General features: G+C 60.1%; 10 protein-coding genes. 3 read left to right on the forward strand and 7 right to left on the reverse strand.

Going from position 1 to position 13,886, the window contains the following annotated elements; all coding sequences use genetic code 11:
- Positions 1-116: 116 nt before the first annotated feature.
- Positions 117-545 carry a DUF6896 domain-containing protein gene (locus tag K3819_RS09300; protein ID WP_221399095.1) on the reverse strand — a complete coding sequence of 143 codons (429 nt, stop codon included), beginning with the start codon at positions 543-545 and terminating at the stop codon, positions 117-119.
- A complete protein-coding gene (locus tag K3819_RS29670; RefSeq protein ID WP_221399096.1) occupies positions 542-5,317 on the reverse strand; it encodes an RHS repeat-associated core domain-containing protein in 4,776 nt (1,591 codons plus the stop codon). The genes K3819_RS09300 and K3819_RS29670 overlap by 4 nt, the downstream gene beginning before the upstream one ends.
- A gap of 249 nt (positions 5,318-5,566) precedes the next feature.
- On the opposite strand from K3819_RS29670, the gene K3819_RS09310 reads away from it, so the two are divergent.
- On the forward strand, positions 5,567-6,262 hold the full coding sequence (locus tag K3819_RS09310) for an HAD-IA family hydrolase (protein ID WP_039769963.1): 696 nt from the start codon (positions 5,567-5,569) through the stop codon (positions 6,260-6,262).
- 76 nt (positions 6,263-6,338) lie between these two features.
- Here the strand turns inward: K3819_RS09310 and K3819_RS09315 are convergent, their stop codons facing one another.
- Entirely contained in the window at positions 6,339-7,085 is a 747-nt protein-coding gene (locus K3819_RS09315; protein WP_085613269.1) for a 3-oxoacyl-ACP reductase family protein, read from the reverse strand.
- A gap of 125 nt (positions 7,086-7,210) precedes the next feature.
- Here K3819_RS09315 and K3819_RS09320 point away from each other — a divergent pair, with 125 nt between their 5' ends.
- Positions 7,211-8,152, forward strand: a complete 942-nt coding sequence (locus K3819_RS09320; protein WP_085613270.1) for a LysR family transcriptional regulator — start codon at positions 7,211-7,213, stop codon at positions 8,150-8,152.
- Here K3819_RS09320 and K3819_RS09325 read toward each other — a convergent pair.
- The 3 genes from K3819_RS09325 to K3819_RS09335 form a co-directional block, all read right to left on the reverse strand.
- Positions 8,121-8,849 carry an aspartate/glutamate racemase family protein gene (locus tag K3819_RS09325; protein ID WP_064594658.1) on the reverse strand — a complete coding sequence of 243 codons (729 nt, stop codon included), beginning with the start codon at positions 8,847-8,849 and terminating at the stop codon, positions 8,121-8,123. The two genes, K3819_RS09320 and K3819_RS09325, sit on opposite strands and share 32 nt — an antisense overlap.
- A gap of 54 nt (positions 8,850-8,903) precedes the next feature.
- A complete protein-coding gene (locus K3819_RS09330; RefSeq protein WP_221399097.1) occupies positions 8,904-10,448 on the reverse strand; it encodes an NCS1 family nucleobase:cation symporter-1 in 1,545 nt (514 codons plus the stop codon).
- A gap of 502 nt (positions 10,449-10,950) precedes the next feature.
- Positions 10,951-11,685 carry a phosphoadenylyl-sulfate reductase gene (locus tag K3819_RS09335; RefSeq protein WP_007960132.1) on the reverse strand — a complete coding sequence of 245 codons (735 nt, stop codon included), beginning with the start codon at positions 11,683-11,685 and terminating at the stop codon, positions 10,951-10,953.
- Positions 11,686-11,847: 162 nt separating this feature from the next.
- On the opposite strand from K3819_RS09335, the gene thrH reads away from it, so the two are divergent.
- Positions 11,848-12,465, forward strand: coding sequence for a bifunctional phosphoserine phosphatase/homoserine phosphotransferase ThrH (gene thrH, locus K3819_RS09340; RefSeq protein WP_041067615.1), 618 nt, complete (start codon positions 11,848-11,850; stop codon positions 12,463-12,465).
- Between the two features lie 60 nt (positions 12,466-12,525).
- Here thrH and pabB read toward each other — a convergent pair whose 3' ends face one another.
- Positions 12,526-13,869 (reverse strand): aminodeoxychorismate synthase component I, encoded by a 1,344-nt coding sequence (gene pabB, locus K3819_RS09345; RefSeq protein ID WP_085613272.1) that lies wholly within the window; start codon positions 13,867-13,869, stop codon positions 12,526-12,528.
- Between the last annotated feature and the right edge of the window lie 17 nt (positions 13,870-13,886).

Here is a 13,886-nt window from a genome sequence, read left to right on the forward strand (position 1 = left end):
TCTCCACCAATATTCGCGTCCTGTCCGTTTAGATAGCATCTTGAATGGGTGTGAGGGAGGCGAGTTTGGATTGGTTTTAAGGGCCTGAGTCAACAGGCCCTTTTTTGTGGTGTCGCCTAATCTGCATCTCTCGAGTCAGCCAATATATAAAGATTACTTATGGCTGACATTTTTTTGATTTTTTTCAGCTTTACATATTCTATGAATTCTTTTTCAACAATTTTTTCATCGCAATATTTTTTATGCTTGGATGGTCTATCGCAAGCGAAGTTGTATAGGCGCCAAATATCAAATCCATTGATTTCACCGTTAGGGCCATAGTCAAAGTCTACGGTTTCTTTCGGTAAGTGGATAAAGCATCCTATTCCATGTAATTCATACTTAACGCCTCCAGTGACTGTTCCGCATCGCTCTATTGCCTTTGTATGCCAGAGCCTTCGAATATCTCGGGTGCCAAATTCACGCTCAAATACCAAGGTGCCAGACTCCACTGTGGAGATGAAGTCATTTATCAGGATTTCCAAAGCTTCATTTTGATCACTCATCTTCTCCTCCGGTGCTCCAATCTGTCTAAACCTACATTATTTGCTGAGTCTAATACGTCCTCAATGCTTTTTAGAGAGCCGTTGTATGTGTTGAGATCGGTTATGAGTCTAATTGTCACGTTGGTCGCAGTTTGCCGTGCAGCCGCTGCACGATGGTGTCCGTCCAGTATGTATAGGCTGCCGTCATGTTCTATAACGTCAATGGGATATGCTGAGTTGTAACCGTCACGCATTTTATTTTTAAAGTTGTCAACTTTCTTGGTTGAGGTTTTTCCCTCTATTGTATGTACTCGCTTCAAAATTTTTGGATCTATATTTTGAGCAATCTCCGGTAGATTCGGTTCCCCCTGATCAACCTTAACCCCATTACTTTCATCTGGAACCGGACACCCCGGCTTATTCGGCGGCGGACAATTGGACGTCAACCCCAACGGATCCACCCACCCCGTCGGATTCGGCACGTACCGGTACTGATTCAACCCACCCGCCAGCTTCACCGGATCCGGCGTCAGGTACCGTCCCACGTCCGGGTCGTAATACCGGTGCCGGTTGTAATGCAGCCCGCTTTCGTCATCGAAATATTGCCCCTGAAAGCGCAGCGGCTGGTTCAGGTAGTCCTCGGTTGCCAGCTCCAGCGAGGTGACCTTGCCGTAGGCGCTGTATTTGGCGGACCAGACGATCTCGCCGCTGTAGTCGGTCAACTCCTGCGGGGTGCCGAGGTGGTCGAGTTGGTAGTAGAACGGGCAGGCGCGTTTCGGGCCTTTGCCGTCGAGCATCGCCAGCGGGCGGAAGGTGCCGGGTTCGTAGATGAAGCTGCGGTGTTGTTCCTTGCTGCTTTCGGCGATCAGGTGGTCGCCTTGCCAGAAAAACTCGGTGGTCTGGCCGTTGACGGTTTTGCGGATGCGCCGGCCGAAGGCGTCGTACTGGTAGGTGGCGCTGCTGCCGTCGGGACGGGTCAGGCCGATCAGGCGGTGCTGGCTGTCGTAGCGGTATGCAGTGACAAGTTGTTGCGCGCGGCCGCGGCGTTCGCGGATCAGGTTGCCGAAGGCGTCGTAGTCGTAATGACGGTCGCCCTGCATCAGCAGGCGATTGCCCTTGATCTGTGCCGGCCCCGGACGGTCCTGCATCAGCAGGTTGCCGGCCGGGTCGTGGGCGAAGTTTTCCGGCAGGTCGTCGCGGGTGTGGCGCACGCTGGCCAGACGGTCGAGGGCGTCGTAGTAATAGCTACGTTGACCGTGACGGCTGTCGGCGATAGATGCGAGGTTGCCATTGACCGCGTAACTGTAGTGGCGCAGGTACAGCGCTCGGTCATGTTGATGAACAGAATGAACCCGCAACCGGCCCTGTTCGTCGTAGGCATATTCGCTGAGCAGCAGGCCTTGCTGGCGTTGCTGTTCGCGGCCGTTCTGGTAGACGTGGCGGGTCAGCAAGGCGCCGTTGAGGTCGATCGCGGTCAGCGCGCCGCCCTTGGCGTAGTGGTAGTCGAGCTTGCTGTTGTCCGGCAGACGCATGCGAGTGAGTTGGCCGCAGGCGTCGTAGGTGTAACGCAAGGTGCCCCAGCCCTGATGCTCGCGCACCAGCCGGTCCTGCAGGTCGTATTCGAAAGCCAGCGGGTGATCCTGGCCGTCATCCACGCCGACCAGCCGACCGAGGCGGTCATAGCGGTAGGTGACCTCGACCCCGTCCGGCAGGGTCTTGAGCAGCAATCGCCCGGCGCTGTCGCGCTGGTAAGTGGTGACCAACGTCGAGCCGTCGTCGCCGAACTCGGTCTTTTCCAGCAGGTGGCCGTTGCGGTCGTAGGCATACGCCGTACGCCGGCCATCGAAGCCGGTTTCCTGTCGGATCAGTCCGGTGGGCGTGTAGTCCAGCCGGTACTTTTCGCCCGACTCGTTCTCGATTTCCGTCAGCAGCAGCTGCGCATGGTCGTAGCGGTACTGCAGCCGCGTGCCGTCGGGGTTGATCCGGCGGCTGACCAAATGCAGGTCGTCGTCATATTCGTAGCGGGTGATGCGCCCCAGCTCATCGCGTTCGGCGGTGATCTGGCCGTAGGCGCTGTAGGACCAGGCGCGGGTGGCGCCATTCGGCGAGGTGGTCTGGATCAGCCGGCCAACGGCGTCCCACGCGTGGCGAGTGACCGCACCGTGTTCGTCCTGCGCAGTAATCCGCCGCCCCTGAAGATCGTAGGAAAACTTCCGAACCCCACCGTCCGGCAAGCTCTCCTCGACCAACTGGCCCAGGTCATTCCACATGAACACATGCCGACCACTGTCCGGATAACGGACCGACAGCAACCGCCCCTGCGGGTCGTAGTGGTAATGGGTGACGTGGCCATCCGGGTCGACCGCTTCGGTGATATCACCCTGGGCATTGCGCCGGTACGTCCACACCGCATCGCCACGCGAACGGCTGTGCAGGAAACCGTTGCGGTATTCGTAGGACGTCGGCGCATCGTCCGGCGGAATCAGCGCGATCAGCCGCCCGGCGTCGTCATAGCGGTATTCGGTGACCGCGCCCAGCGCATCCTGCTCGGCAATCAGCCGGCCCTGCGCGTCGTAGGCCTTGAGCTGTTCGCCACCATCGGCGGCGACCTGACGCACCAGCCGCGCCGTATCGTCGTGGACGTAGGTTTCTTCAGTGCCGTCGACGTACTGCACCGTGACACTGCCGGCGTCATCCCAGACGTAACGCGTATCCATCTGCGAAAACGACGCCCAGTGCCGCACGCAACGCGCTGCCTTGCCGGCACGCTCCCACGCCCAGTAAAAACTCGCACCGCCGGCCAGTTGCCGTTGCAGGATGACGTGCTGGTCGTCGTAGTCGTAACGCTCAGTCTCGCCGACGGCGTTCGACGCCTCGATCAATCGATGGCGGGCATCAAAGCGGTAGCTGGCCAGCGTTTGCTCGGTGCGCCAGACCGCATCGCGCCAAACCTGATAATCGACCGCAACCAGATGCGCTCGCTCATAGCGCAGCAACAAGGAACGGCCAGCCCCGTTGTCCAGGCGCTGAATCCGGTCGGAAAGATCCCGATGCACGGTCAGACGATTGCCATACGCATCGCTGACAGCCGTCAGACGCCCAACCCGAAAGTGATAAAACCGCGCCGCGTCCCCCGCCAGCGCAACGATCAACTCCTCCGGCTCATCCCCGAGAAAGATCGCCGCCCGCGACAAGCTGTTGTGAATGGCCGGCCGCTCGACATTCGGCAACGGAAACCGCGTGCGCCGGTTCTCATGGTCGACCCAGACCACCGAAGCGCCATCAATCTCCAGCCGATGCGCCAGCGAGTGACTCCAGCCAAACCCCAGCCCGACGTCGATCTCGGCCGCACTGCTGCGATACAAACGGCTGAACTCAAATGGCAACAACCCATCGAGCACACCGTCAGTCAGGGTCAGCAGTTCCTCACCGGTGACCATCGACACCGGGCAGCCATTGGTGCAGGTCCTCGGTGCACAATCGGCACTGTCACCGTTGGGATTTTTCGCCTGATCCGAAACATCATCCCGAGGCTCATGCCGTTCCATTCGTGTCATGCCGTGGGGCTTGTCGCGGGCAATGGCCGCCGGATTGGGCACCGTCAGTACCAGCGAATCGGCCGTACGAATTTCCAGCGGAATGGCCGGTGTCGGCCGCAATGGCGCCTGCCGCGCATTGACCATCAACGGTTTCAAAGCGCTCGCATGGCGGGTCAGGTCAGGCGCCGAGGTCAGCTCTGCCAGCCGCAACGCCGATGCCGCCAGCCATTCCCGCGCACGGGGTGACTTGATCTTGCCCAATACCTGGGTGCTCAACCGCAGCGGCACGCCCATGCCACCCGACACGCACATCAGCAGAAAACTGACCAGCAGCTCAGCGCGAACCTCAGCCACCACCTCGGCCAGATACTGCGGCGGCAACATCTTCAGCCAACTGGTAAAGGCCGCCAGATAAATGAACAGCAACGGCTCATCGCCGAGCATCAGCAGGCCATTGGCGATGGCCTCGCTGGACGCCTCGAGCAAGGCATCCAGTTCAGCGCTGGACAGGTACTGCAGAAGCTTTTCGCTGTTGGCCTGCAAGTCTGCAAGCAGGGCAAACAGCTGCTTCACGTCGTCCCAGACGCCATTCAGGGCGGATTCGAAACCGTGCCAGTCAGCCTGTTGCAGCTGCCCGTAACGCTCGGTGAAGCCGGCGCTGGAAAACTCTGTCCACTGCGGTTGAAACCCTTTCCATTCCTCACGTAACCAGCCTTCCAGACCATCGATGAGGCCTTGATACGAGGCGTATAACGTCCGGATATGCGCAGTGGAAACATCGGGAAAGAAGGTGATGCGATAACGCTGGCCCCGGTCGCAATCGTCGACCTTGAGAATGCCGCTGGGGCCGATGGTGTAATGCAGCGGTTCGCCGAAAACCGGAACACCGTCGACATCGGAAATGATCGGTTCAAGGATCACCGGCGTGTCGCCGATCGGCACAAACCGTGCGGCTTCGAACATGTGCACCAGCGTCAGGGGGCCGGTGGCGGGGCACATGACCACGGAGGAACTGATGGGTCTGCGGCTGCCAACCGGTGCACTGAGCCGGACATCGTTGCCGACCTTGAACACCTGCTCGACACCCAGCGCGGTGCCCGTCCAGAACTGCTCGGCCCAGGCGTCATAGTTGTTGAGACAGAGGCGAAATTCCTGAAACAGCTTTTCGACATCGGGCTGATCAGGGTTCAGCGCAGCGACCACCAGCAAACCGATGCTGTTGTTCAATTTCAGGAGTGGATCAGGTGGAAGCATTGGCAGTCACTCGCGCGCATCGGGGGAATGGCGCGAAACTTTGCGGGGGATCGAACAGGAAAGAAGTCAGCCGAGTAGGCGATGTCTGTAGGGCGATTCTCTAAATGTGCGGGAGGGCGTTCGGCGGACAACCGACATTGCCCGTTGCTCAACCTCGGCTGCGCTCGTTATGCTGCTGAACCCTTTAATCAGATCCGAGCAGCGGCGCTATCCACGCCGCTCGGGATGTCTTTGATAACGGATCCGATGATGAATGCACCGCTGAAGGCGTTTGGCCCGATCAAGGCCGTGATTTTCGACATGGACGGTTTGCTGCTGGACACCGAGGGCATCTACACCGAGGTCACCTCACTGATTGCCGCGCGTTACGGGCGTACCTTCGACTGGAGCATCAAGCAGAACATCATTGGTCGCGGCGCTGGCGATCTGGCGCGCTACGTGGTTGAGGCGCTGGACCTGCCGATCACCGCCGAAGAGTTTCTGGTGATCCGCGAGCCGCTGATGCGCGAGCGCTTTCCCACCGCGCAGGCGATGCCGGGTGCCGAGGAACTGATCCGTCACCTTAAGGCGCACAACATTCCGATTGCGGTCGGTACCAGCTCATCGCGTCAGTCGTTCGGTCAGAAAACCACCTTGCACCGCGACTGGTTCGCGCTGTTCGACTTCATCGTCACCGCTGACGACCCGGAAGTCGGCGCAGCCAAACCGGCACCGGACATCTTCCTTACCGCAGCGCGTCGCCTGGGTGTAGCGCCGGAAGATTGCCTGGTGTTCGAAGATTCGCCATTCGGCGTGACAGCCGCGAAAGCAGCCGGCATGACCGCTATCGCCATTCCCGATGCCGCCATGGCCGATGAAAAATATGCACACGCCGACGGGATTCTTCGCACGTTGAAAGCGTTCACGCCGAGTGCATGCGGATTGCCGGCGCTCGACTGGGCCTGATCAAACCGCCGACATAAAAACGCCGCCCCTCTGTCAAAGGAGGGGCGGCGTTTTTCGTTATCGACTATCTGATCAATCAGGCGCCGAAACCACCGTCGATGGTCAGGCTGGCACCGGTGATGTAACCGGCCTCCGGGCTGGCGAGGTAGGCCACGAAGCTGGCGATTTCCTCGGCTTTACCGTAGCGACCCACCGCCATCAGCGGGATCAGGCTGTCGGCGAACTCGCCATGAGCCGGGTTCATGTCGGTATCGACCGGGCCTGGCTGAACATTGTTGATGGTGATGCCGCGTGGGCCGAGGTCGCGGGCCAGGCCTTTGGTCAGGCCGACCAGTGCGGATTTGCTCATCGCATACACGCCGCCACCGGCGAAGGGCATGCGGTCGGCGTTGGTGCTGCCGATGTTGATGATGCGCGAGCCTTCGCCCATGTGCTTGGCGGCTTCTTGGCTGGCGATGAACACGCTGCGCACGTTGATTGCCAGGGTCTGGTCGAAGTCTTCCAGTTTGAAGTCTTCCAGCGGCGCGACGGCCAGCACACCGGCGTTGTTGACCAGGATGTCGAGGCGGCCAAAGGTTTCGACAGTGGCGTTCACCGCGTTGCGGATGGCACCGGCGTCGGCGCTGTCAGCCTTGATCGCCAGGGCTTTGCCGCCGGTGGCGGTGATGCTGTTTTGCAGTTCTTCAGCCTTGGCGGCCGAGCTGACGTAGGTAAAGGCAACCGCGGCGCCTTCAGCGGCCAGGCGTTTGACGATGGCGGCACCGATGCCGCGAGAGCCGCCTTGAATCAGAGCGACTTTACCGCTGAGGTGTTGAGTGGTCATGTTCGATCTCCAGAAGTTTCAAGGCAGGCTGCCTTGGTGTGGTGTCGAGTATCTGCCCCTCGCCAATAGGCGGGTAGACCGTGGTTGCTATAGTCTGTGTAAACCAAAAGTTTAGAGTGGCGGCCATGGAAACCTTCAGCAGTATCGAATGCTTCGTGCGCAGCGCCGAAGTCGGCAGCTTTGCCGAGGCCGCGCGACGCCTGAGCCTGACACCGGCCGCCGTGGGCAAAAGCGTGGCGAAACTGGAAGCGCGCCTCGGCGTGAGGCTGTTCCAGCGTAGCACCCGTCGGTTGACCCTGACGGAAGCGGGGCAGTTGTTTCTGAGTGAGGTCAGCGGCAGTCTCACCACCATCCAGAACGCCGTGAACAATCTGGCCAGCGCCGGTGGCCAACCGGCGGGCACGCTGAAAGTCAGCATGGGCACGGTGTTCGGCCGCTTGTACATCGTGCCGTTGCTGGGAGAATTTTTGAGAAGGTTTCCGGCGATCAACCCGGACTGGCACTTCGATAACCGCCAGGTCGATCTGATCGGCCAAGGTTTCGACGCAGCGATTGGCGGTGGTTTCGAGCTGCCCCAAGGCGTGGTCGCCCGCAGGCTGACGCCGGCGCATCGGGTGTTGGTGGCCTCGAAGGATTATCTGGATCGGTACGCACCGATCAGCGAACCGGACGACCTCACACTGCACGACGGCATCCTGATCCGCTCACCGCAAACCGGTCGCGTGCGCTCCTGGCAGTTGACTCACCGCACGCAACAACACAGCCCGCTGACGCTCAAGGCACGAATGACCATGAGCGATTCCGAAGCCGCCTGCGCCACGGCGGCGCAGGGGATGGGGATTGCACTGGTGAGCATGCCATTCGCGGTCGGCTACCTTGAGGCGGGGACTTTGCAGCGGGTCCTGCCGGACTGGTACGTCGACGACGGGAACATCTCCATTTATTACGCCGAACACAAACTGTTGCCGGGCAAGACCCGTGCGTTCGTCGATTTTGTTATCGAGCAGTTTTCAACCCTGGGTCTCGCCGAACGCTTCAACGCGCAAAACGTGCTGGCCAGCCGATGATGGTTTTTGGCCGTGGCGTCGCATACGTGCGCACCTTGGAGGTCGACAAACCCAGCCGTACCAGCGATTCAGCGATGGTCACGGCCGCCGTGACGCCATCCACCACCGGCACCCCTGTGCGCTGACGGATCTGCTCGTCGAGCCCGGCCATGCCGCCGCAACCCAGGCAGATCACTTCGGCTTTATCTTGAGTCACCGCCAGTTCCGCCTGATGCACGATCGCTTCCAGCGCCCGTTGCGGCTCGTGTTCCAGCTCCAGAACCGCCAGGCCACTGGCGCGCACCGAGGCGCAGCGATCCCACAGGCCGGAAAGTTTCAGCCGATCCTCAATCAACGGCACGGTGCGATCCAGCGTGGTCACCACCGAATAGGCGTGGCCGAGGTACATCGCGGTGCTGGCGGCCGCGTCGGTGATGTCCACCACCGGCACGTTGAGCAACTCCTGCAAACCTTCACGACCGTGCTCGCCGTAGCCGGCCTGGATCACCGCGTCGAACGGCTGGTCGTAGGACATCACCCGGTCCATCACGGCGATGGCCGCCAGATAACTTTCGAAATTGCCCTCGACTGAATCGGCGCCGAAGTATGGCGTCAGGCCGACAATCTCGGTGCCGGGGGAAGCGACAGCCTGCGCCGAACGAGCGATGGCCTGAGTGATGGATTCGGTGGTGTTGACGTTGACCACGAGAATGCGCATGGGAAGTCCTTATTACGGTTGGTTCTGCGGCCCCGCGAGGGGCCGCCAAAAGATTCAGTGGCTGACGTTGTCGACGGCGATGGCTTCACCGTCGACATCGGCGTAGTGCGGCTGGCGTTTGGCGATGATCAGGTAGAGCATCCCGGCAATGCCGGCGCCGATCAGCCAGGAGAAGGGCGAAACGCTGTGGAAGCCCGGCACCAATGCCAGAACGATGGCGATCAACGCCGCCGGAATAAACGCCGCAACGGCCCGCAGATTGACCCCGCGGCTGTAGTAATACGCGCCGTTCGGGTGTTCGCTGTACAGCTGCGGCACGTGGATCCGGCCTTTGCGGATCAGCCAGTAGTCGACCATGATCACGCCATACAACGGGCCGAGCAGGGCGCCGAGGCCGGACAGGAAGTACACGATCACCAGCGGGCTGTTGTAGAGATTCCACGGCAGGATCAGCACCGCAATCGTCGCGCTGATCAATCCGGCGCGGCGGAAGGTCAGGTATTTCGGCGCCAGGTTGCTGAGCACGAAGGCCGGGGCGACGAAGTTGGCCATGATGTTCACTGCCACGGTGACGATCAGGAACGCCAGGCAACCGAGTACCAGAAAGAACGTGTTGGGAATCGACGCGATGATCTCGGTCGGGCTTTCGATGATCCGGCCGTTGATCTGAAATTGCGCACCGCACAGCAGGACAGTGATCCCGGCGAACACCAGAATATTCACCGGCAGGCCCCAGAAATTTCCGACCTTGATGGTTTTGCGGCACGGTGAAGAGCGAGCGAAATCGCAGAAGTTGAGGATCAGCGTCCCGTAAATCGCCAGCCACAAGGCGCCGCCGGCAAAGATGTTGCGCCACATCTCGGCGCCGGTCAGCGGCTCGCGGATCGACCAGGCGATGGTCGCGTTGGCCTGGGTGTACATCCACGCGGCGAGGCAGGCGACGGTCAGCAGAATCACCGGCCCGGCGAAGGCTTCGTAGCGGCGCACCATTTCCATGCCGTAGGCCAGAATCGCCAGTTGCACGAACCAGATCGCCACGAAACACACCCAGCCCAGGCTCGACAGGCCGAGGATCGAGTTGTGATCGTAGTCGGCGAAACCGGGATGGATCGCCGTGAGCAGCACGCGAAACACCACTGACGCCAGGTACGTCTGAATCCCGAACCAGGCGATGGCGATCACCGCCCGGATCAATGCAGGAATCTGTGCCCCATGAATGCCGAAACTGATCCGGCTGATCACCGGAAACGGCACGCCGGTTTTCTGCCCCATATAGCCGGACAGGTTCATGAAGAAATACACCAGCGCCGCGCCGATCCCCAGCGACAGCAAAATCTGCCAGCCGCCCAGGCCCAGGGCATACAGACCGATGGCAAACGAGTAATTGGCGATGTTGTGCACATCGTTGGTCCACAGGGCAAAGATGCTGTATTTGCCCCAACGCCGTCCTTCGACCTTGGTCGGTGCGAGGTCACTATTGTGCAGGCGTGGACTCAATTGCAGCGGTTCGGCGATCCCGTCACCGGGCACGCTGTGGTCGAGGGATGAAGAGGCGGGCAGATTCAGCGCGATGTTGTTATTGGAGAGACTCGTACGCATTCCGGCAGGCTCCTGATGTTCGGGCCACGATGACTGTGCATGAGCGTTCGGGCTCGGCAGATCTTCGTCGCGGCGGTGAAACATCACTGGTTTCGGGGCATCTGCAGCCTGTACGGGATAGGGCGCTTCAGGCTTGCGGATCGAAAGTGTGGGTTCATGTTCTGCAGTTTTGTATACAAAACATGTATGCACTAAAGCCAGATCTGTGCCAGCCAGCGATCTATGAAAGCGGTCGTTGATTTCGAAAAGTTATTGAGGTTCGCTAAGTTGCTGAAATTCAGGCGATATAAATTGACCGTTCGAACAGGTATTTATTTTTCGGGAGGGTTTTTAGCGGGCGTCGGGAGGGAGTGTTGCTGGAGCTTGATGTAACTTTTCAGGGCGTAGAAACGAAAAGTGCACACATAAATGGCACCGATGGTGACAATCCTGTGTACACATTTTTCAGAACGGGTAGAGAACACTGTCGGAGCTGATTAGCTCCCACAGTGCATCGGGGACCTTATGCCTTGCTGATGATGTTCCCGGCATGCAACCCGCATTCTTTCTGGGTCGCTTCTTCCCACCACCAACGGCCTTCACGTTCGTGCTGGTTCGGCAGGACAGGGCGGGTGCACGGTTCGCAGCCGATGCTGATGAAACCGCGTTCATGCAGGCTGTTGTACGGCAGCTCCAGCATGCGGATGTAGCCCCAGATTTCCTCGCTGGTCATCTGCGCCAGCGGGTTGAACTTGTACAGGGTGCGCTCCGGGGTGGAGAACGCTGTATCGATTTCCATCACCGCCACGGCACTGCGGGTGCCTGGGCTCTGGTCGCGGCGCTGGCCGGTGGCCCAGGCTTTGACGCCGGACAACTTGCGGCGCAGCGGCTCGATCTTGCGGATCCCGCAGCATTCGCCGTGACCGTCCTTGTAGAAGCTGAACAGGCCTTTTTCCTTCACGAACGGTTCAAGTTTCGTGTAGTCCGGTGAGACCAGTTCGATGTCGATCTTGTAGTGCTCGCGCACCTGATCGATGAAACGGTAGGTTTCCGGATGCAGGCGGCCGGTGTCGAGACTGAACACCTTGACGTTCTTGTTCAGCTTCCAGGCCATGTCCACCAGCACCACATCCTCGGCGCCACTGAAAGATATCCACAGGTCATCGCCGAACTCGGCGAACGCGAGTTTGAGGATGTCCTGCGCGGATTTGTTGGCATAGGTCGTGGCGAGTTCCACGACGTCGAACGTTGGGCTCATCAGGGCGGCTTCCTACAGGTCGGTGGCGCTGGGCGCTCTATATGGCGGCGATGGTAACAAAAAGCAACGCGCGCCGGGGCGGCCTCTGCGTTGCGCGCTCCAGGTCGAGCCGCTAGAGTTCGGGCTCGCTCGGCTCAATAAACATTACAAATGGAGTGTCCTGTGGAAATTGCCTGTCTTGATCTTGAAGGGGTGCTGGTACCGGAAATCTGGATCGCCTTCGCCGAAAAAACCGGAATCGAATCGCTCAAGGCCACCACCCGGGACATTCCCGACTACGACGTGCTGATGAAGCAGCGCCTGCGTATCCTCGACGAGCATGGCCTGAAACTTTCGGACATTCAGGAAGTGATCGCCACGCTCAAGCCGCTGGACGGCGCGGTGGAATTCGTTGACTGGCTGCGCGAGCGTTTCCAGGTGGTGATTCTGTCGGACACCTTCTACGAGTTTTCCCAGCCGCTGATGCGTCAGCTGGGCTTTCCGACCTTGCTCTGCCACCGACTTATTACCGATGACAGCGGTCGGGTGACGAGCTACCAGTTGCGTCAGAAAGATCCGAAACGTCAGTCGGTCCTGGCCTTCAAGAGCCTGTATTACCGGGTGATTGCGGCGGGGGATTCCTACAACGACACCAGCATGCTCGGCGAAGCGGATGCGGGGATTCTGTTCCATGCGCCGGACAACGTTATTCGCGAGTTTCCGCAGTTTCCGGCGGTGCATACGTTTGCCGAGTTGAAGCAGGAATTCCTCAAAGCCTCGAACCGCGACTTATCCCTTTAGCCACCTGATGATCGTTCCCACGCGGACGGTTCGACGCCTCGACGTGGGAACGATCAACGGTTAAAGGTTTTGCAGGGTTTCGAGCAGGACTCTGACCTTGGTGATCGATTCCTGATACTCCGCCAGCCAGTCCGAATCGGCGACGATCCCGCCACCGCCCCAGCAGCACACCTGTCCATCCTTCACCAGCAGACTGCGGATCGCGATAGAGCTGTCCATCTCGCCGCGCACGTCCAGGTACAGCAACGAACCGCAATACAAGCCGCGTCGGGTCGGCTCCAGTTCGTCGATGATCTGCATCGCACGAATCTTCGGTGCGCCGGTGATCGAGCCGCCGGGGAAACTGCCGGCAATCAGGTCCAGGGCGTCGCGATCCGCCGCCAGTTCACCGGTTACGCTGCTGACCAGGTGATGCACGTTCGGATAGCTTTCCAGGCTGAACAACTCCGGCACCCGCACCGAGCCGATGCGGCAGGTGCGGCCCAGGTCGTTGCGCAGCAGGTCGACAATCATCAGGTTTTCCGCACGATCCTTGGGGCTGGCCAGCAGTTCGGCGGCGTTCGCCGCGTCCTCGGTCGGGTTCGCGCCACGGGGACGGGTGCCCTTGATCGGGCGGGTTTCCACCTGACGCTGGCTGACTTTGACGAAACGCTCGGGCGACAGGCTCAGCACTGCATTGCCGTCGGGCAGGCTCTGGAACCCGGAAAACGGCGTCGGGCAGGCCTCGCGCAATTTGCAGTAGGCCAGCCATGGATCGCCCTGGCACGGCGCGCGGAAACGCTGGGCGAAATTGACCTGATAGCAGTCGCCGGCCTGGATGTAATGCTGGATGCGTTCGAACGCCTGACGGTATTCATCTGCCGAGAGATCGGCTGCCATCGGGCTGTTCAGCTTGAAAGGCGTCAGTGCGGTGCTCACCGGTTGGCTGAACACATCGATCAGTCGTTGTTTCTCGCTGGCGCTGACCGAGGGGTGAAACACCAGTTGGCTGGTGGCCGATTGGTGGTCGCTGATCAGTGCCCAGTCGTACAGACCAAAACGCGCATCGGGCAATTGCAGATCATCCCGGGCCTGACTCGGCAGGTTTTCCAGATGCCGGCCGAAGTCGTAGCTCAGGTAACCGATCAGGCCACCGGCGAAAGGCAATTCGTACCCATCGGGCAATTGCGCGTCGCCCAACCGGGTCAGATTATCCCGCAGACGTTGCAGGAAATCGTCGCCGCGCTCGTCCGGCAAAACCGCCAGCTGTTCCAGCGGCCAGGCGCTGAGCAGGTCATAACGGCCACGGTCGGCACTCGGGCGGCCACTGTCGAGCAGCACGGCGCCGGGCGCATGGCGGATGGCCGCGAAATAGTCGGCGGGGTTGGCGCGGTAGGGCAGCGGGTGTACGGAACAGGTCAACATGGGCGGGGCAGATCGGC

This window comes from Pseudomonas sp. 3-2, assembly GCF_019710535.1.
In the GTDB taxonomy this organism is placed as follows: domain Bacteria; phylum Pseudomonadota; class Gammaproteobacteria; order Pseudomonadales; family Pseudomonadaceae; genus Aquipseudomonas; species Aquipseudomonas pharyngis.